This is a genomic window from Agreia sp., assembly GCF_964263775.1.
Classification (GTDB): domain Bacteria; phylum Actinomycetota; class Actinomycetes; order Actinomycetales; family Microbacteriaceae; genus Agreia.
In genome coordinates this window covers 21360-40337 of record NZ_CAXVWM010000043.1, presented here as the reverse complement: position 1 = coordinate 40337, position 18978 = coordinate 21360, and the positions used below count along the sequence as shown (strand labels likewise).

General features: G+C 67.2%; 19 protein-coding genes and 1 tRNA gene. 11 read left to right on the top strand and 9 right to left on the bottom strand.

Annotated elements, in window-relative coordinates:
* Nucleotides 1-139: 139 nt before the first annotated feature.
* Nucleotides 140-1210 (bottom strand): polyprenyl synthetase family protein, encoded by a 1071-nt coding sequence (locus ACE5CZ_RS04095; protein ID WP_374946077.1) that lies wholly within the window; start codon nt 1208-1210, stop codon nt 140-142.
* Nucleotides 1211-1316: 106 nt separating this feature from the next.
* On the opposite strand from ACE5CZ_RS04095, the gene idi reads away from it, so the two are divergent.
* Nucleotides 1317-1853, top strand: coding sequence for an isopentenyl-diphosphate Delta-isomerase (gene idi, locus ACE5CZ_RS04090; protein ID WP_374946076.1), 537 nt, complete (start codon nt 1317-1319; stop codon nt 1851-1853).
* Here the strand turns inward: idi and map are convergent.
* Nucleotides 1825-2607 carry a type I methionyl aminopeptidase gene (gene map, locus ACE5CZ_RS04085; protein ID WP_374946075.1) on the bottom strand — a complete coding sequence of 261 codons (783 nt, stop codon included), beginning with the start codon at nt 2605-2607 and terminating at the stop codon, nt 1825-1827. The two genes, idi and map, sit on opposite strands and share 29 nt — an antisense overlap.
* 68 nt (nt 2608-2675) lie before the next feature.
* On the opposite strand from map, the gene ACE5CZ_RS04080 reads away from it, so the two are divergent.
* The 7 genes from ACE5CZ_RS04080 to mnhG all read left to right on the top strand — a co-directional run bounded on the left by ACE5CZ_RS04080 (nt 2676) and on the right by mnhG (nt 9514).
* Entirely contained in the window at nt 2676-2993 is a 318-nt protein-coding gene (locus tag ACE5CZ_RS04080) for a helix-turn-helix domain-containing protein (protein ID WP_374946074.1), read from the top strand.
* A 73-nt stretch (nt 2994-3066) separates the two neighbouring features.
* Nucleotides 3067-6114 carry a Na+/H+ antiporter subunit A gene (locus ACE5CZ_RS04075; RefSeq protein ID WP_374946073.1) on the top strand — a complete coding sequence of 1016 codons (3048 nt, stop codon included), beginning with the start codon at nt 3067-3069 and terminating at the stop codon, nt 6112-6114.
* Nucleotides 6111-6560 (top strand): Na(+)/H(+) antiporter subunit C, encoded by a 450-nt coding sequence (locus ACE5CZ_RS04070; RefSeq protein ID WP_374946072.1) that lies wholly within the window; start codon nt 6111-6113, stop codon nt 6558-6560. Before ACE5CZ_RS04075 ends, ACE5CZ_RS04070 begins: the two co-directional genes overlap by 4 nt.
* Before the next feature lie 8 nt (nt 6561-6568).
* Nucleotides 6569-8134: a Na+/H+ antiporter subunit D gene (locus ACE5CZ_RS04065; protein WP_374946082.1), complete on the top strand. Its 1566-nt coding sequence runs from the start codon at nt 6569-6571 to the stop codon at nt 8132-8134.
* Nucleotides 8131-8799 (top strand): Na+/H+ antiporter subunit E, encoded by a 669-nt coding sequence (locus tag ACE5CZ_RS04060; RefSeq protein WP_374946071.1) that lies wholly within the window; start codon nt 8131-8133, stop codon nt 8797-8799. The genes ACE5CZ_RS04065 and ACE5CZ_RS04060 overlap by 4 nt, the downstream gene beginning before the upstream one ends.
* Nucleotides 8796-9131: a monovalent cation/H+ antiporter complex subunit F gene (locus tag ACE5CZ_RS04055; RefSeq protein ID WP_374946070.1), complete on the top strand. Its 336-nt coding sequence runs from the start codon at nt 8796-8798 to the stop codon at nt 9129-9131. The genes ACE5CZ_RS04060 and ACE5CZ_RS04055 overlap by 4 nt, the downstream gene beginning before the upstream one ends.
* The gene (mnhG, locus tag ACE5CZ_RS04050) at nt 9128-9514 is read left to right on the top strand and encodes a monovalent cation/H(+) antiporter subunit G (protein WP_374946069.1); all 387 of its coding nucleotides are present in this window, start codon (nt 9128-9130) and stop codon (nt 9512-9514) included. Before ACE5CZ_RS04055 ends, mnhG begins: the two co-directional genes overlap by 4 nt.
* Nucleotides 9515-9595: 81 nt before the next feature.
* Here the strand turns inward: mnhG and dcd are convergent, their stop codons facing one another.
* The gene (gene dcd, locus ACE5CZ_RS04045) at nt 9596-10180 is read right to left on the bottom strand and encodes a dCTP deaminase (protein WP_374946068.1); all 585 of its coding nucleotides are present in this window, start codon (nt 10178-10180) and stop codon (nt 9596-9598) included.
* A gap of 64 nt (nt 10181-10244) precedes the next feature.
* Here dcd and ACE5CZ_RS04040 point away from each other — a divergent pair, with 64 nt between their 5' ends.
* Together ACE5CZ_RS04040 and ACE5CZ_RS04035 are read left to right on the top strand one after the other, a co-directional pair.
* Nucleotides 10245-11270 (top strand): RDD family protein, encoded by a 1026-nt coding sequence (locus ACE5CZ_RS04040; protein WP_374946067.1) that lies wholly within the window; start codon nt 10245-10247, stop codon nt 11268-11270.
* 64 nt (nt 11271-11334) lie between these two features.
* Nucleotides 11335-11405: transfer RNA gene (locus tag ACE5CZ_RS04035), tRNA-Gly, on the top strand.
* A gap of 98 nt (nt 11406-11503) precedes the next feature.
* Here ACE5CZ_RS04035 and ACE5CZ_RS04030 read toward each other — a convergent pair.
* Nucleotides 11504-11785 carry a GlsB/YeaQ/YmgE family stress response membrane protein gene (locus ACE5CZ_RS04030; RefSeq protein ID WP_374946066.1) on the bottom strand — a complete coding sequence of 94 codons (282 nt, stop codon included), beginning with the start codon at nt 11783-11785 and terminating at the stop codon, nt 11504-11506.
* A 128-nt stretch (nt 11786-11913) separates the two neighbouring features.
* Between ACE5CZ_RS04030 and ACE5CZ_RS04025 the strand changes: the two genes are divergently transcribed.
* Nucleotides 11914-12582 carry a DNA-binding response regulator gene (locus ACE5CZ_RS04025; protein WP_374946065.1) on the top strand — a complete coding sequence of 223 codons (669 nt, stop codon included), beginning with the start codon at nt 11914-11916 and terminating at the stop codon, nt 12580-12582.
* Nucleotides 12583-12599: 17 nt separating this feature from the next.
* On the opposite strand, the gene ACE5CZ_RS04020 is transcribed toward ACE5CZ_RS04025, so the two are convergent.
* From ACE5CZ_RS04020 to ACE5CZ_RS04000, 5 genes are all read right to left on the bottom strand, one after another.
* Nucleotides 12600-13670, bottom strand: a complete 1071-nt coding sequence (locus ACE5CZ_RS04020; RefSeq protein ID WP_374946064.1) for a LacI family DNA-binding transcriptional regulator — start codon at nt 13668-13670, stop codon at nt 12600-12602.
* 68 nt (nt 13671-13738) lie between these two features.
* Complete coding sequence (locus tag ACE5CZ_RS04015) at nt 13739-16210, bottom strand: family 43 glycosylhydrolase (RefSeq protein WP_374946063.1); 2472 nt, start codon at nt 16208-16210, stop codon at nt 13739-13741.
* A gap of 90 nt (nt 16211-16300) precedes the next feature.
* Nucleotides 16301-16759: a DUF1772 domain-containing protein gene (locus ACE5CZ_RS04010; protein ID WP_374946062.1), complete on the bottom strand. Its 459-nt coding sequence runs from the start codon at nt 16757-16759 to the stop codon at nt 16301-16303.
* 45 nt (nt 16760-16804) lie between these two features.
* The gene (locus tag ACE5CZ_RS04005; protein WP_374946061.1) at nt 16805-17716 is read right to left on the bottom strand and encodes a fumarylacetoacetate hydrolase family protein; all 912 of its coding nucleotides are present in this window, start codon (nt 17714-17716) and stop codon (nt 16805-16807) included.
* Nucleotides 17713-18930 (bottom strand): FAD-dependent oxidoreductase, encoded by a 1218-nt coding sequence (locus ACE5CZ_RS04000; RefSeq protein WP_374946060.1) that lies wholly within the window; start codon nt 18928-18930, stop codon nt 17713-17715. Before ACE5CZ_RS04000 ends, ACE5CZ_RS04005 begins: the two co-directional genes overlap by 4 nt.
* Nucleotides 18931-18978: the final 48 nt, after the last annotated feature.

The window sequence follows — 18978 nt, the reverse complement described above, 5'->3', positions numbered from 1 at the left end:
AGGGCATAGATATTCTCGACGTGCTGCCGCACGGCGGGCGACAGCAGCTTCGAGGCGAGCCCGAACGACGTGGAGTACCGCCGGATGACGACTGCCGAGGCCTCCATGGCCACGCGGTCGTACAGCGAATAGGGCGGGGTCATTTGACCCGTTCCAGCACCGTCGCCACGAAGCCGCGGAACTCGGTGCGCACCGGGTCGGGAAGCGAGGTGGAGGCCAGCTGTTCCCAGGCCCGATTGGCGAAGTCGCGGGCCAGCGCCTCGGCGTACCGTCGCGCGCCGCTTGTTTCGAGCAGGGCGCGGATGCTGTCTGCGCCCTCTTCGTCGAGGTCTGCATCGCCGAACAGCGGCTCGATGTCACACCACTGCGGGGTCGTCGCCGCGTAGGCGATGAGCACGGTGCGCTTGCCCTCGCGCAGGTCGCCGAGGGTCGACTTGCCTGTGTCGCCCGAGTCGCCGAAGACCCCGAGGAGGTCGTCGACGATCTGGTAGGCGATGCCGAGGTTGCGGCCGAACGATCCGAGGGCTTCCACCGCGGCGTCGTCGGCACCGGCCAGCACGGCACCGGCCTGAAGCGGGGTCTCGAAAGAGTAGACGGCAGTCTTCAGTCGCTCCATGTCGACGATGTCTTCGACCGAGGGCAGAGCGGGATGAAGCGAGAAGTCGACGTCGAGCAGTTCGCCGGCGGCCGAGGCGAACATGGCTTCGTCGAGGATCTCATGCAGGCGCTCGCGCAGTTCACCGCCCACTCCGCTGCGGTCGAGCAGGCGGAAGGCGTTGAAGAGAGCGAGGTCGCCCGCGATGACGGCCACCGACAGGCCTCGATGCTCTGCGGTGGGAATGGGTATGCCCGCGGTCTGGGCGAGGTCGCGGTAGCTTCCCGAGACGTTCGGGCCGCCTCTTCTGATGAAGTCGCGGTCGATCACGTCATCGTGCACGATCAGGGCGGTGTGCAGCAGTTCGAAGGCCGCTCCGACGTAGGCGGCCGTCTCGGAGTCGGTGCCGCCGAACGCCTCATAGGCCGCCAGCACCATGGCTGGCCGGAATCGTTTGCCGCCGGCGGAGTTCTTCTCGAGGGTCTCCCAGAGGGTGACGTAGCGTGGGCCGATGCCCGAAGCGCGGGTCTTCGCCAGCCCGAAGAAGCGGTCGAGAACCGCATCGACGTGCTGTTGTCGGCGCTGGGTCACCACCACGAGATCATGCGTATCCACAGACCGAGGCTAACTTACGAGACTGTCTAAGTACCGAGCCGCGGCGGGGGGATTGCACAATTCAGTCAGTCGGCTGACCATTCGGCCGTTCTGGCACAATGAACCCATGTCCTTTCGCGAACAGGTGGTTCTCCTCTCTGACGAGGGAGCGCCGATCGGAACGGCCGACAAGGCCGCGGTGCACACGGATGACACGGCCCTTCACCTGGCCTTCTCCTGCCACGTCTTAGACGCCCGGGGCCGCATTCTCGTGACCCGCCGCGCGCTCGGCAAAGTCGCCTGGCCGGGCGTCTGGACCAACTCGTTCTGCGGCCATCCGGCCCCGGGTGAGGCGATGACGGATGCGGTGGCCCGCCGCGCACAGCGCGAGCTGGGCATCACGCTCGACGAGCTGACCCTCGCGCTGCCCGACTTTCGCTACCGGGCGACCGACGCATCCGGAATCGTCGAGAACGAGATCTGCCCGGTCTTCACGGCCACGACGAGCGATGACATCGCGGGCAATCCCGACGAGGTCGCCGAATTCACCTGGGTCGACCCCGACTTGCTGCGCACGGCCGTCGCGAGCACCCCGTGGGCCTTCAGCCCGTGGTTGACCCTGCAGCTTCCGTTGCTCAGCGAATCGACCGTGTCGGCACGGTGAGAATTTCGGCGCCGTCGCCGGTGATGGCGATGGTGTGCTCGCTGTGGGCTGTGCGCGCTCCGGTCGCGCTGCGCAACGTCCAGCCGTCGGGGTCTGTGATGAGCTCGGCCGTGTCGGCCATGACCCAGGGCTCGAGGGCGAGCAGAAGACCCGGCCGCAGGCGGTAGCCCCGCCCCGGGCGCCCGCTATTCGAGACGTGCGGATCTTGATGCATCGTCGAACCGATGCCGTGGCCGCCGAACTCGACGTTGATCGGGTAGCCCGCCTCGGTGAGGACCGAGCCTATGGCATGGGAGATGTCGCCGATTCGCGCCCCCGGCCCGGCCACGGCGATTCCGGCGGCGAGCGCCTGCTCGGTCGCCCGGATCATCGCGATGCTCTGCGGCGGCTTCGACGAGCCCACGAGAAAGCTGATCGCGGAATCGGCGGCGACGCCCTCGAGCGTCACGGCGAGGTCGAGCGTCAGCAGGTCGCCATCGGCGAGTGCGTAGTCGTGGGGCATGCCGTGCAGCACCGCGTCGTTGACCGCGGTGCAGATGTAGTGGCCGAATGGTCCGTTTCCGAACGACGGGGCGTAGTCGACGTAGCAGGACTGTGCGCCCGCCTCGACGATCATGTCGCGGGCCCACCGGTCGATGTCGAGGAGGTTGGTGCCGACAAGGCTTCGCTGCTCGAGCGACTGCAGGATGTCGGCGACGAGTGCGCCGGTGGCGCGCGCCCGGTCGACTTGGGCGGGGGTGAGAATCTCGATCATGGGGCAGCTTTCTGCGTCGGAAACCAATAACTATACCGGTACTGTTATGCCGCATTACACTGGGAAGCGTGGTCCGACTCCCTCTCACCCCCGACGAACTCGAGCGCGGGCAGCGCCTCGGAGCCCTGCTTCGTGCGGCGAGGGCCGAGCGGTCGATGCTCGACGTCGCCCTCGAGGCGAATCTTTCTCCCGAGACGTTGCGCAAGATCGAGACCGGCCGCGTGGCGACGCCGTCGTTTCAGACCATCGCCGCGATCTCGCACGTGCTGGGCCTGTCACTCGACGCCGTGTGGGCCGAGATCAACCCGCCGCTGGCGCAGCTCAGGCCAGAGGCGCTCCTCAGGCCAGAGACGCAGCTCAGGCCAGAGGCGCTCCTGGCCCTGTGACCGTCTCGACCCCGCCGAGCAGCGTGCGACCGGGCGCGAACCGTTTTTCGGCCGATAACCCGCGGGGGCCGCAATGATCAGCTCTCTCGTCGGGTTCGCCCTCGCCGCGCTCGTCTTCCCGTCGCTCACCAGCCGCTTCGGCCCGCGCATGTTCGCGATCGCCGCTCTGGTTCCGGCCACAGTGTTCGTCTGGTTGCTGATCCAGATCCCGGCCGTGACGCGAGGCGAGACCCCCGCCGAGCTCTATCCCTGGATTCCCCAGCTCGACCTCGCGCTCGCCTTCCGTCTCGACGCACTCTCACTCACGATGGCGCTCATCGTCACCGGCGTCGGCGCGCTCGTCGTGCTGTACTGCGCCCGCTACTTCAGGCGTGCAGAAGACGGCCTCGGCCGCTTCAGCGGGGTGCTGCTCGCCTTCGCCGGCGCCATGTTCGGCCTCGTCGTCAGCGACGACATCTTCGTGCTGTTCATGTTCTGGGAGGCCACGAGCGTCTTCTCCTACCTGCTGATCGGGCAGTACACGGCGAAGCGCAAGAGCCGGGGAGCCGCGCTCCAGGCCCTCCTCGTGACCACGGCCGGTGGCCTGGCCATGCTGGTGGGCGTCGTCATCCTGGCCGTCGAATCGGGAACGACGCGGGTGTCCGAGATCGTCGCCAACCCGCCACAGGCATCCGGTCTCGTCACCGTCGCCGTGCTTCTGGTGCTGGTCGGCGCCCTGTCGAAGTCGGCCCAGGTGCCGCTGCACTTCTGGCTGCCGTCGGCCATGGCCGCGCCGACCCCGGTGAGCGCCTACCTGCACGCGGCGGCGATGGTGAAGGCGGGCATCTTTCTGATCGCGCTGCTCGTTCCCGCGTTCGGCGACACTCCCGGCTGGCGGCCGCTGCTCGTGGGCGTGGGCATTCTGACCATGCTGGTCGGCGGATGGCGGGCGCTGCGCCAGCACGACCTCAAGCTGCTGCTCGCCTACGGAACAGTCAGCCAGCTCGGCTTTCTCACCGTCGTCGTGGGCTACGGCACCCGCAACGCCGCCCTCGCCGGAATCACGCTCGTGACCGGCCACGCCCTCTTCAAAGCAACCCTCTTTCTGGTCGTCGGCATCATCGACAATCGGTTGGGCACCCGCGACCTTCGGCGAATCAGCGGGCTCGGGCGACAGGCGCCGCTCCTGGCCATCGTCGCGACGCTCGCCGCGGCCTCGATGGCCGGGATCCCTCCGCTGCTCGGATTCGTGGCGAAGGAGGCCGCGTTCACCGCTCTGCTCGAAGACGCGGAGCACGGCGCGCCCCTCGGCCTCGTCGCGCTGGTCGGGGTCGCCCTGGGGTCGGTGCTCACCGTCGCCTACACCGCGCGATTTCTGTGGGGAGCGTTCGCCGCGAAGCCCGGCGTCGAACCCGCCGAGTTCGTGCACGAGCACGTCGACTTCTTGGTGTCGCCCGCCGTCCTCGCCCTGGCGAGCCTCGGCCTCGGCCTCGCGTCTCCCCTGCTCGATCACCTCTTCGCCCTCTACGCAGACACCGTCGCGCACGGTCGGCCGACAGCGCCGGATGCGGCCCACCTGGCACTCTGGCACGGTCTCGAGCCGGCCCTCGGCATCTCGGCGATCACCCTCGTGCTCGGGCTCGCACTGTTCGCCGCACGCACGCGCGTGTCCGCCATCCAGGGCCGAGTGCCGTCGTGGATCGACTCGGCCCGCGGCTACAGCCGCATCGTTCACCTCGTCGACCGCGGCGCGGTGCGCCTCACCCGGGTGACCCAGACGGGATCGCTGCCGGTCTACGTGGCCACCATCCTCGTGGTGCTCGTGGCCGCGGTCGGAACGGCGCTCGCCCTCGTCGGCGAGCTGCCGGGCTCGTTCAGGCTCTGGGATTCGCCGGCCCAGCTGCCCATCGCCATCGTGATGGGCGTGGCCACCATCGCCGCGGCCCGGGCCCAGAAGCGCTTCATGGCGGTCGTGCTGGTGGGCGTGACCGGCTACGGCATGGCCGCGCTCTTCGCACTGCAGGGCGCCGCAGACCTCGCGCTCACCCAGGCGCTGGTCGAGACGGTCACCCTCGTGACCTTCGTGCTCGTGCTGCGCCGACTCCCCTCGGCGATCGGCCACGACCACGGCCGGCGACACCGTGTCGTGCGGGCCGTCATCGGCGCAGCCGTCGGCATCCTCATGGCGACCGTCGCCGTCGTCGCCCTCGGCTCGCGCATCGCCGAACCCATCTCGCTGCAGTTGCCCGAGCTCGCCTACGAGGGCGGGCACGGACGCAACGTCGTGAATGTGCTGCTCGTCGACATCCGCGGCTGGGACACCCTGGGCGAGCTGAGCGTGCTCGTGGTCGCGGCCACGGGTGTCGCGAGCCTCGTGTTCTTGTCGCGCCGCAGCGACGACATGCCGAGGCTCGGCCCCGACACCGCGCGTCCGCGCTGGTTCGCCAAGCGAACGCACATGGCCGAAGCTCCCATCGAAGCCACTGCGAGCGCCGGGACGACTCCCGACGGGGCGGCGCCCTCGCAGGAGAACGCGAACCAACGCACCCCCTGGCTGCTGGCCGGAAAGACCCTGGCCCCCGAGAACCGATCCATCATCCTCGATGTCGTCGTGCGGCTGCTGTTCCACTCGGCCATCATCGTGTCGGTGTACCTCCTCTTCGCCGGGCACAACGTTCCGGGGGGCGGATTCGCAGGGGGCCTCGTCGCGGGGCTCGCATTCGTCGCCCGCTACCTCGCGGCCGGCCGCTTCGAGCTCGGCGAGGCCGCGCCCGTCGATGCCGGAAAGCTGCTCGGCTTCGGTGTGCTCTTCGCGGGCGGTACGGCGCTCGTTCCCGTCTTCTTCGGCGTCGACGCGCTCACCTCCACCTGGTTCGAGGCCGAACTCCCGGTGATCGGCCACATCGAATTCGTCACCTCGACGCTGTTCGACGTCGGCGTCTACCTGGTGGTCGTCGGTCTGGCGCTCGACATTCTCAGAAGCCTCGGCGCAGAGATCGACAGGCAACAAGAAGAGGATCACGACGGCGAGAGCACCGACGGTGACGGTCTCCCCCGCGCCCACGAGGTGAACTCCCTCAGCCACACCCCCGCGGCGCCGTCGCCAGACGCGCAGAAGTCCACCGAGAGCAGCACCCGATGAGCGCCTCCCTGGTTCTGATCGTGCTCATGGCCGTGCTCTACGCGGGAGGCGTCTACCTGCTGCTCGGGCGCAGCATGACGCGCATGCTGCTCGGCTTCCTGCTGGTGGGCAACGCCACCAACCTGCTCATCCTGATCATCGCGGGCCCGGCCGGCCTCGCCCCGATCGTGGCCGACGGTGTCGAGCCATCCGACATGCACGACCCGCTGCCCGAGGCCCTCATCCTCACCGCCATCGTGATCACCTTCGGCGTCTCGGCGTTTTTGCTCGCCCTCATCTACCGCTCCTGGCGCATCGCCCGGGCCGACGTGGTGACGACGGATGCCGCCGACGCGGCCGTGGGCGGCGAAGGCAGTTCCATCGACGACGAAGAGAGCACCGAGGCCGAAGACGGCTCGGGCGAAGACACCGAGTTCGAAGGACGAGCGGAGGCGAAGGCCCCGTGAACGCGCTCATGAATTCGCTCATCCCCCTCGTCGTGCTGCTTCCCCTGATCGGCGCGGCGGGAGCCCTCGTCGCGGGCCGCCGACCGCGGCTGCAGGTGACGTTCTCGATCACCGTGCTGTCGCTGGTCGTTCTGACGAGCGCCGCCCTCGTCGTTCTCGCCGACTTCACCGGCGGGCATGCCGTGACCGTCGGCGGGTGGTCGGCGCCCTTCGGCATCGTGCTCGTGGTCGACCGCCTCTCGGCGCTGATGCTGCTGATCTCGTCGATCGTGCTGCTCTGCGTGCTCGTGTTCTCGGTCGGCCAGGGCATGGCAGACGGCGACCGCGAGACGCCCGTGTCGATCTACCACCCGAGCTACCTCATCCTCGCCGCCGGCGTGTTCAACGCCTTCATCGCGGGCGACCTGTTCAACCTCTACGTGAGCTTCGAGATCCTGCTCGTGGCGAGCTACGTGCTGCTCACCCTCGGCGGAACCCAGGCGCGCATCAAGGCCGGCATCACGTACATCATCGTGAGCCTCGTGTCGTCGATGCTGTTTCTCGCGTCGATCGCCCTGATCTACGGCGCCACCGGAACCGTGAACATCGCCCAGCTGTCGGTGCGCCTCGGTGAGCTGCCCGCCGACATCCAGCTGGTCTTGCAGCTCATGCTGCTCGTGGCGTTCGGAATCAAGGCGGCCGTCTTCCCGCTGTCGTTCTGGCTGCCCGACTCCTATCCCACGGCCCCGGCGCCGGTCACGGCGGTGTTCGCGGGCCTGCTCACCAAGGTCGGCGTCTACGCGATCATCCGCACCGAGACCATCCTGTTCCCGGGCAACACCCTGCAGACGGTTCTGCTCGTCGCCGCGCTGCTGACCCTATCGATCGGCATCCTGGGCGCCGTCGCGCAATCAGACATCAAGCGGATGCTGTCATTCACGCTGGTCAGCCACATCGGCTACATGATTTTCGGCATCGCGATCGGCACGGTGGCCGGGCTCGGCGCGACGATCTACTACGTGATCCACCACATCACCGTGCAGACCACGCTGTTTCTGGCGACGGGCCTCGTCGAGCGCCAGGGCGGAACGACCGCGCTCAACCGGCTCGGCGGGCTGCTCAAGGCCTCGCCCGTGATCGCGGTGCTCTTCTTCGTTCCCGCGCTCAACCTCGGAGGAATTCCGCCGTTCTCAGGATTCATCGGCAAACTGGGCCTGTTCGTCGCCGGCGCCGAGGCTCCGTCGCCGCTCATCTGGGTGCTCATCGGCGCGGGCGCGCTCACCTCGCTGCTCACGCTCTACGCCCTCATGCGCGCGTGGAGCCTGGCCTTCTGGCGACCCACACGTGAAGCGCACGAGGAGCAGTCGCCGGCGCTCGACCGCATCGAGGATGCGCACGATGACGCCGAAGACGTGCAGGATACGAAGGCGTCTCCGCGGGTGATGATCGGGGCGACGGTGGCGATGGTCACCGTGAGTCTCGCCCTCACCGTCTTCGCGGGCCCGCTGTACTCGCTGGCCACCCGCGCGGCCGAGAACCTCGAGCGCCCCGCCGATTACATCTCGCTCGTCTTTCTCGACGGGGGCGTCTCGTGAGCGGCGTGCGGGGCTCGATCTGGCGGCAGGTGCCGCTGCTGCTGTGGCTCGTCGTGCTCTGGAGCCTCCTGTGGGACCAGGTGTCGGTACTCAGCGTGGTCACCGGCATCCTGCTGGCGCTGCTGGTGACGCGCGTCTTCTACCTGCCGCCGGTCGAGCTCTCCGGGCGGGTCAACCCGCCCGGCCTGGTCGTCTTCATCGGGCGCTTCGTGTTCGACCTCGTGCGCGCCTCTTTTCAGGTGGCCTGGCTGGCGATCGATCCGCGACGCGTGCCCACGAGCTCCATCGTGGCGGTGCAGCTCTCGACGAAATCCGACCTGAGCCTCACCCTCACGGCACTGGCGGTGTCGCTCGTTCCCGGTTCGCTGGTCGTCGAGGCCGACCGGCAGGATGACATCCTGTATCTGCACGTGCTGGGCACCGATAGTCTGGCCGACGTCGAGAAGGCCCGCGCCGACGTGCTCGCGGTCGAGGAGCGCATCGTGCGCGCCATCGGCTCGCGCGACGATGTGCGCCGGGTCAACCTGGCGCGGGCCGAGCGATCGCTGGGCCCGATCGTGGCGGGGCGGCGCCAGCGTGCGTGGGAGGATCGGCATCCGGTCGTGCCCGAAGCGCAGATGGAGTTAGCCGAGGAACGCGCCAGCGAGGGAGGCTACCCCGAATGAACATCGTCGTCTACGTCGCCGGAGCGCTCTTCGCCGTCGCCGCCCTGTTCGCGGTCGTGCGCATCTGGCGCGGCCCCTCGATCCTCGACCGCATGGTCGCCGCCGACATGCTGCTCTCGACGCTCATCTGCGTTCTGGGAGCGGAGATGGTCTATCACCACCACACGCGCACGCTGCCCGTGGCGCTCGTTCTCGCGATGTTCGCCTTCGTGGGCTCGGTGAGCGTGGCCCGTTTCGCGACGAAGCAGAAAGAGGCCGAGGCGAAGAACGCCGACGACGGCACCTCGCCGCTCGATCCGTCGCTCGACGAGTTGGCGGGGGGCGAGAAATGACCGCCGACGCATGGTTCGAGATCGCCGCCTCTGCGTGCTTGATTCTCGGCGCGCTGCTGAGCCTCGCCGCGGGAATCGGGCTCCTGCGCTTTGCCGATGCGCTCTCGCGCATGCACGCCGCCACCAAGCCGCAGATCACGGGGCTGGCGTTCATCCTGCTCGCCATCGGCCTCGAGGCGCGCAATTGGGCCACGGTGTCGACGCTGATCCTCGTGATGCTGTTCCAGATGCTCACCGCCCCCGTGGCCGCGCACATGATCGGCCGGGCCGCCTACCGCACGCGGCACCTACGCCGCGAGCTGCTGCTCACCGACGAACTGGCCGACGTGGTCGACCGCGCGGCAACAGACCTGGCGACAGACCCGGCGAAGCGCCCGGAGTAGCGGCATGCGCGCCCGTTGGGGTCATCCGCGCTTGCTCGTCCCGCAGCGGATGCGCCGAACGGCCGCCGATGCGCGACGCCGCTAGTCGCGGGAGACGTCGGTGCGGTGGAAGTTCAGGTGCGAGCGCGAGGCGGTCGGGCCGCGCTGGCCCTGGTAGCGGGAGCCGTAAGCCGGAGAACCGTACGGACTCTCGGCCGGGCTCGAGAGGCGGAAGAAGCAGAGCTGGCCGATCTTCATTCCGGGCCAGAGCTTGATCGGCAACGTCGCCACGTTCGACAGCTCGAGGGTGACGTGTCCCGAGAAGCCGGGATCGATGAATCCGGCGGTGGAGTGCGTGAGCAGGCCGAGGCGGCCCAGCGAGCTCTTGCCCTCGAGCCGCGCGGCCACATCGTCGGGCAGGGTCACCAGCTCGAAGGTCGACCCCAGCACGAACTCGCCCGGGTGCAGGATGAACGGTTCGTCGGCCCTGGCCTCGATGAGCCGGGTGAGCTCGGGCTGGTTTTCGGCCGGATCGATGAAGGGGTACTTGTGGTTGTCGAACAGCCTGAAGAACCGGTCGAGGCGCACATCGATGCTCGAGGGCTGGATCAGCTCGGGCTGGTACGGATCGAGGCCGATGCGGCCCGCGTCGAGAGAGGCCTTGATGTCGCGATCAGATAGCAGCACGGCCATAGCCTAGCCAAGTGCACACCCCGCCGGGCCGAAGATGCGCTCGCACTAGGGTGGTCGCATGACCGCCTCCGACCCGTTCGCCCGGGCTCTGTCGACTCGGTCGACGCTTCCGCCAGAGCTCACCGGACTCGACTCCGACCCGCTGTGGGCGGCGCTTCTGACGAGCGTGCAGAACGTGGTGCTCGGCGAGATCCGCGCGGCGAACTACCCGGCGCTCGCCGACGAGTCGCAGCGGTCGACATGGTCGGCGCTGCTCGATCGCCTCGGACACGACGCGCGGGTGCGCATCGGCCGCGAGATCGTCGACGAGCTGACTGCGGGCACGCTCGACGAGCTCTGGGTCACGTGGATGCGCGTGGCCGGTCAGCTTGGCGCGGTCGGCGATCCGACGGTGCAGCAACGCGTCGTCGACCTGCTCGACGTGCTGGGCGAGGTCGTCGACACGCAGCTTTCCGAGCGTTTCGCAGTGCCAGGGCCCGCGCCCACGCAACCCGCGGCCGTGCCGGTGTTCGATTGGGCGACCGACCCATCGCATCCGGTGGTTGCCCGACCGAACGAAACCGCGACTCCTCCCGGCGCGCCCGGCTGGCGGCCGCTTCCGCCGGTGCTCGTCGGGCGCACGCCGGCGACGTTCGGGCGACGCGCGGCGGCGTATCTGATCGACCGGGCCATCAGCATCCTCATCACGATGGCCGCGGTGCTGCTCTTCGTGTGGCCGGCCGCGACGTCTACCCCGTCGACGCCGAGCGTCGAGCGCGGCGGACTGCTTGTCGCCCTGTCCTTCGTCGGAGTCGCGGCGGTGAGCATCGGCTGGTTCGTGGTCGTGGCCTGGCTCGTCGGCCGGCGTGGAGCATCGCCCGGCAAGCGCCTGATGCGCATCGAGGTCGTCGGATTCTCTTCGCCAGGACCGATCGGATTCGGGCGCGCGCTCCTGCGCGAACTGATCCTCGCCGCGTTCACGATCGGCAACGTGATCACCGCCTGGCTGCCCTACGCCTCGGTGTTCTGGGACCCGTCGAAGCAGCTGCGGGGCTGGCACGACAGGGCCGTCGACGACATCGTGGTGGTCGCGGCCAGCGTGTGACCGCAAGCCCGAGCGCGGGATCGTCGGTTAGGCTAAGAATGCCTGCAGCGAGATCGCAGGCCACGCGGATGTAGTTCAATGGTAGAACTTCAGCTTCCCAAGCTGATAGCGCGGGTTCGATTCCCGTCATCCGCTCTCTATAAGTCTTACTGCGTCTCCAGTAGTACCCCGTGCGGACAGGGGGTGCCGGTGCGCGGGTACCCCTTGTCCGCACCGGCACCTCCTGCCGGAGGCTACGAGCGGCGGCTGGCGCCGCGGCCGCGCACCTGGATCCAGATGACGAGCACGATGATCGCGCCGATGATCGATCCGATGATCCCGGCGGGCTGGAAGAAGCCCTCCTGGGCGTCGGCACCGAAGATCAGGAAACCGAGGAATCCGCCGACGAACGAGCCGACGACACCGAGGACGATGGTCATTCCGATCGACAGGTTCTGCTTGCCGGGCACGATGAGGCGGGCGAGTGCGCCGGCGATGATGCCGACGACGAGGATGCTGATGATGAGTCCGAGCATGGTGATGACCTCTTCAGGTGAAGTGCGTTGTGAATGCACGGTGTCGCCGCCCGGGTGTCGGACGGTGAACCCAATCAATCACCTGGGAAGGCTTCCAAACACACCCCTAGGGGTGTAACTTCTACCCCATGGCAGCCACGAGCACGCGACCCCTCACCGTCGCCCTCGTCGATGACTACGACGTCGTGCTCGTCGGGCTGGCGCACATGTTCGACTCGTACTCCGACCGCGTCACGGTGGCCGAGATCGATGCCACCACGGGGCTCAGCGACAGCGTCGACATCGTGATGTACGACTCGTTCGCCCAGCCGGAATCCGACCACGACGAGATCAGCGCGCTCGTCGACAACCCCCGGGCGCGCAAGGTCGTGATGTACACGTGGAACTTCCACCCCGACCTCGTCGCCGATGCGCGGCGGCAGGGCGTCCACGGCTACCTGTCGAAGACGCTCCCGGCCCGTGAACTCGTCGCGTCGCTCGAGCGCGTCCATGCCGGCGAGACCGTGGTCAGCGACCCGCCCCGTCGGGCGAGCCCGGCATCCGGTCTCGACTGGCCGGGACGCAACGAGGGCATCGCCGACCGGGAGTCCGAGATCCTCGCGCTCATCACCCAGGGCAAGAGCAACGCCGAGGTGGCCCAGCTCACCTACCTCAGCCCGAACACGGTGAAGAGCTACATCCGCAGCATCTACCGAAAGATCGGCGCGACCAGTCGAACGCAGGCCGTGCTCTGGGGAGTCGCCCATGGCTTCACGCCCGACAACCACCGCATCGACCACTGGCGGGGCGGGCCGTAAGCCGTCGCCAAGGCTGTTCAGCGAGCGGGCTCGCTGTTCTCCACGTTGCGCACCTGGGCATCGAGGGCGGCGGAGTCGCGGGTGGAGTCGCGGACGACGAGATCGGGTTCGAACATGATCTGCGTGTGTTCGTGCGCCGCAGTCTTGACCGCGATCTCCGAAAGGATCAGCCCGACGGCGGCACGGCCGAGTTCGTACTTGGGCTGACGCACAGTAGTCAGCTGAACAGCTCCCTCCGTCGCCAGGCTCAGGTCGCCGTATCCCACCACGCCCACGTCATAGGGAACGGCGACCCCGGCATCCCGAAGACCTCGCACGACGCCGACGGCGAGCTGATCGTTCGTGCAGAACACCCCGTCGGGAAGCTCGCGCTCGGCGAGCACGAGCCCCACCGCGTACCCCTCGTCGATGGTCATGTTCGCGACCGTGAACTCCGTCAACGTCGACGGATGTTGCTGGGCCCGATCAAACGCGAGATCGGCGCCGCGACGGCGAGCGCGACACTGAGGAATTCGATGCGGGCCGTTCACGAGCGCGATGCGCCGTCCGTGACGTTCGAGAAGGTGGTCTACGGCCAACCGTCCCCCCGTCACATCGTCGATCACGACCGAGCAGGCGTAAGAGTCTTCCGTGCGGTCGATGAACACCAGACGGGTACCCACCGACTCCAGTCGGCGCAGACGGTCACGGTGGGCCGCCCGGGGTACTACGAGCGCGCCCGCGGCCCGCAGCTCGGCCAGGCGTGCAAAGCATTCGAGTTCGACGCTCGCGTCGTCGTTCGTGACGTACAAGGCCATCGTGTAGCCGTGAAGCGCCGCTTCTTGTGCGACTCCGCTCGCCACGGCAGCGTAGAAGGGATTCTCGATATCGGGAACCACCAGACCGAGTAGGCGACTCGTTCCCTGTCGCAGCGCTGCGGCGGCCCGGTTGGGAGTGAAGTCGAGCAGCTTGATGGCGTCGTGGACCTTCTGCCTCGTCGCGGGCAGTACCTTCTCGGGTCGGTTGAGGGTGTTCGACACCGTCGCCGCCGACACTCCTGCCAGCCGAGCGACGGCGGCCGTGCCGATCTCGCTGTCGTCACGAACCATTGGATCTCCCACGTGCTTGAGGCACGACCACGTGTGGTCGTGCCTCAAGTATCACGCGGATAGACCGGCTATGCGTCTGATTCGGCTCCGGCGAGTGCGCGCCGGCGGCGGGCGCCAGCGAACCACATCGCCGATCCCACGCCGAGAAGCAGGAACGCTGAGATCGCGCTGGCACCGCTCAGGTCAGCACCGGTCCGCGCCAGAGTCGATACTCCGCTGCCAGCCTCGACTCCACCGGTGTGTGCACCGGAGTTGCTGCCGCTGCCGGCGGCAGGTTGGCCGGGCCCGTCGACTCCACCGGGGTCGCCCGGCACGCCCGGCTCGCCCCCCGGTTCCTCACCGGGTTCCTCACCGGGGTCGACCGGTGCGAAGTCGGCCTCGAAGTGCAGCACCCGTCCCTGTTCAGCACTCCACGTCGCGCCGCCGTCTTGGCTGATCAGCGCCTCGCCGCCGGGAAATGACGACGTGTCGCTGTATGCGAAGCCGTACGCCCGATTTGCGGACGACGTCGATACGACGATGGCGAAGCGATCCCCGGCACTGGCCTTCACACCATCGTCGAGCGTGAGCTCGATCCAACTCGCCGCGTAAGACACATCGGCCTGAGGCACCGAGAGCCGCTGGATCGTCTCGCCTCCTACACCCTCGCCGGTGAGGCGACGCAGCTCGATCTCCAGCGGTCCGGTCGGAATGGGACGGTCGCGCTGGAACGCGGTGAATCGGACAGCCGACAGTGTTCCGTCTTCTGTCGCCGTGAACGTCTGCGCGCGCTCGCGCCCGCCGGCGATGTCCCAGTGAGTCAGAAATTCGTCGTCGCCCGAGGAGATCGCTCCACGCGTGGGAAGGTCGAGCGCGGGGCCGACCGGAATTGTGACGTCTGTACGAGCATCGCAATCGATGGGCATGATTCCGCCCTCGGCGTTGAATTCCAACGGCTGCCAGAAGTGCTTGGCGACCGCCTGGTTTCCCTGGCCCGCAGAACTCTTCTGCCCGTCGGACCAGACATCCGACTGATAGAGGTAGATCATTCCGGTCGACGTCTCGATCGGCAGCACATCTGTCGGCTGCCCCCCGCATGAGGTCGTGGTGATGTTGGTGCCGGTGATTATGGCGCCGCCCCGGTCCCACTTCTTCAGTCCCTGAGAGAAGTCATCCGTCAACAGCACCGTGCCGTTCACATCGGTCACGGAGACGTCGTTGACGGTGACGCGCTCTCCGCCCTGGACGTCTTGGCGGAAGCCCATCCGGCCACTGAACGCGGTCGTGCGCGCGGTGGTGTCGAACACCTGGCCGTCGATGCTCGTGGTGATCGTGTCACCGACCGCCCGAATCTCGACGTCGAGAGTCTGCCCGACGGTGAGGAGATTGGGAGTTTTGACGATCTCAATGGCGGCGTTCGGACGGATCTTGGTGAGGTTGCCACCCGGAGCGGCCGCGTGCCCGTAGTTGCCGATGAGCCACTGGTACCCGCCGCCGAAGGCGATGCCGAACTGGGAGTAGTCGCCGTTCTTGGCCTGTCGCATCGTGACGTTCGCACGGATGATGACATCGCCCCACTCCTCGCCGTCGCGCGCGAGCCCCACGCCGCCTCCCTCGATCTGCAGAGCGCCATCCTCGATGGTCCATCCATCCGATGCCGCGCTCGTGCCGGTCCACGGTCCGAGCGGGCTGGATGCCGTGACGTAGGCGGTGCCGGTCGTCTGGTAACCGCGGTTCGGGTCGGAGTACGTGAGGTAGTAGGTGCCGTCGCGCTCGAAGATCGTCGGCGCCTCCGTCGATCGCAGGTTGACCCGAGACAACTCGCCGGAGCCCGAGGTGTACTCGTCGTTCAGCTTCTCGACGATGATGTCCCCGCCCCGCAGCCAGTCCGTGTAGGCGAGGTAGGCGGAGCCGTCGTCGTCGACGAAGATCTGGTGGTCGCCGTAGTTGACGCCCCCCTCGGCGCCCTGCGGCGCTGCCAGGGTGGGCTCGGCGACCTCAGCGAACGGCCCCAGCGGACTGTCGGAAGTGAAGACGCGATACCCGACCACGTTGTCGTAGACGTTGAGCCACATCACGTACGTGTCGGTTTTAGCGTTGTACGCGACGTGAGGCCTGAAGCAGCCGTATGTCGTGCCGCCGCAGCGCTCCTGCCACTGTGCAGTCGAGGCGTCGAAGAGCGGAGCATGCGGCTGCCAGTTCACGAGGTCGGGCGAGGAGTAGACGGAGACGCCGCAAAACTCGGAGCCCACTGCCTGCCACTGGAATCCGCACCCGTATGTCGTGCCGTAGAGGTAGTACATGTCGCCGTAGCGCAGGATCTGCCCATCGTGGGCGTCGATCGCGTTGCCCTCGACATCGAAGCGGATTACTCCGTCCCGTGCGGATCCCCCCTGCGGGGTGTACCCGTCTTGGTCGCGATTGACGAGGGTGACTGTCTCCTCGTCGGGCGCGTCCGCTGGAGCGGCCATCACCGGCCCGGCCATGAGGCCCGCCGCGACAAGAAAACCTGCCACGATCCCCGATGCGGTTCTGAGTGCTCCCCGCTTGAATTTCTTCACAAGTCCTCCTTGACGCTGCGACAGATTGAATCGATTTAACGCAGACTAGCCGCAACCGCACGTCGGGTCAACGTCACGGCAGGCCAGAACTCACGCGAGGGTGGCAGACAAGACGAGCAGAACGAATGCTCCGAGCGTCGGAACCGATCTGATGTAGTGATACAGCCGCCACCGGGCACGCAGGCTTTCGACATCCGGAGGAGCAACCCCCTCTTGCCTTCGTCGGAATTGGGAGTTGATGCGCTCGGGCAGAGCGATCGAAAAAACGATCACGCTGCCGATGAGGGTCGCCCCGATCCACGCCACCACAGAAGCAACACCGCCGACGCCCAATGCGAAGACTGCAGATGCGCTGATTGCAATGAGGGCAAGGATCGGCTGCAGTGGATCGACACGGTAGACCGATCGCCTGAAGTCGACCACGTACTGCTCGATGGGCATCCTGTGCCACAGATCAACCCGCTCGATCGCGTAACAGATGACGATTCCCGTCCAGATGCCCGACGATGTCAGCATCACCAGCGCCGCCAGACGTTCACCGTTCCACACGGTCGCACCTCACTCCGGCGCACCCGTGACGCCGTCGCCGCCAGATCATCGAGTTCGGACCGGGGTCACGGCTTCCGGCGGTTTCGGACCGCGCGTGGCGCCTTTCGTCGGACAGGCCACGGCGCCTCGGTTCGACACGTCGACTTCGAGCCTGCCGAGGTTGGATATTTCCACGACAACCCGATCGCCATCCGCTATCTGGCCGATTCCCGCGGGGGTACCCGTGGTGATGATGTCTCCGGGGTGAAGAGTCATGACAGATGAGGCGTAGGAGATGAGCCGGGGAACATCCCAGATCAGGTCGCGCACGTCGGCGTCTTGGCGCAGGTCATCGTTGACCCAGGTTCTGAGCCGCATGTCATTCGGGTCTCCCGCTTCATCGGGCGTCACGAGGTACGGTCCGACGGGTGTGAAGGTATCGAACGATTTGCGCGTAGAGCGGTCCTCGCCCCCACGCATTGTCATGTCGAGCAGCATCGTATAGCCGGCTACGTGGTCGAGAGCGTCTTCGACCGCTACATGCGAACCCGACCGGCCGATCACCACGGCGAGCTCACCCTCTTGGTCGAAACGTCGGTCCGTATAGGGCAACAAAACGGTTCCTCCCGAGGCAAGCACCGACGAGGTCGCTTTGAGGAACACTCCCAACGCGTCTATATGGAAGTCCTCCTTCATCTCCGCCTGATGGTCTCGGTAGTTCACGGGCGCCGCGATGACCTTCGGCGGGTCAGGAACGACCGCTGCCACCCGCGCCGACGCGAGCGGGATGCGTTCGCCATCCAGCGCACCCACGTTCTCGAGCAGTGAGCCCGGCAGCGAGAGCAGCATCCGCATCGGGCTGAGGGAGGCACGCCCACCCTCCGCTGAGACGTTTCGCGTCACATCGACGATTTCATCGCCTTCGATAACGCCGAGACGGTTCTCGTCGTCGTCGCCGAGGTAGCTGATGAGTCTCATCGCAAGGTCTCCATTTCTCTTCTCACTGGCCCGAGCAGGCTCTCGAGTGCGTCGTCGTACAGCCAGGCAAGCTCGCTGTAGTCCTGTGGCGCACGCAGCCGCAGGTAGCGGTCGCGGTAGGCCCGAAAGGTCGGGTCGGTCGCGTGCCACGATTCGCCCCACGGACGCGCCGACCGCTGGCACCGCGTGGTGCGCTGAACGCGCAACTCGTCATACCGGGCAAGGCCGGTGACGTCGTCGACTTGCCCGCCGAGCGTCGCTGCCAAGGTCAATCCGTCTTCGAGCGCCTGGCATGCTCCTTGCCCCAGGTACTGGAGCATGGGGTGCGCGGCATCGCCGATGAGTACGGCTCGTCCGGCGACGAAGGTGGTCAACGGCTCCTTGTCGAAATTAGGGTAGGCAGCCGCGCCCGCGTGGGCGGCGACGGTCGCTCGCACCTCCTCGCACATCGGGCTGAACCGCTCGAGCAATTCGTCGCTGTTGCCCCAGTCCTGGCGCCCCACAGCTTTTCGCTGTGTGCGGAACACAGCCACCTGGTTGTACATGGTTCCGCTGCGCACGGGGTACTGCATGAGGTGCACATCCGGACCGATCCAGAGGTGGACGTCGGACTGCTCCTCGGTCGCGACCGGCGCCTCGATCGGCGTCGCTCCTCGGAACGCGATGTAGCCGCTGAACACCGGCTCGTCCTCGACGATGAGACGGCGGACTTTGGAATTGAGCCCGTCTGCGCCCACGACGAGCTTCGCAGTCAGTTCATGCCCGTCCTCGCATCGAATGCGCATCCGGTCGCCCTCGTCGGTCACATCGAGCACGGTGCGGTTGTTCTCGAGGGTGATAGACGGGTGCGCGCGGCATGCCTCGAGCAGCGGGGTGAGCACGTCGTTGCGGTGCACGACGATGTACGGATATCCGAATCGTTCGGTGAAAGGCTCGCCGAGGTCGAGAGTGGTCAGCTCGTCACCTGTCAACGCGTCCGAGAGCACGGCGCGCCGAGGGAAGACGGCGGTTGCGTAGATCTCATCGAGTACACCCAGCCGATCCAGGGCGCGCACGGCGTTCGGTCCGACTTGCAGCCCGGCCCCCACCTCGGAGAACTGCGGGGCGCGTTCGAGAAGATGAACGGGAAGGCCGGACTGCGCGAGGGCGAGGGCGGCCCCCAGGCCTCCAATGCCTCCACCGATGACGATGACGTCGTGATCCGTGCGAGTCACGGTTGCTCCTTAGTAGTGAATAGGGGTGGACCGGCGTGCAGACTCGCG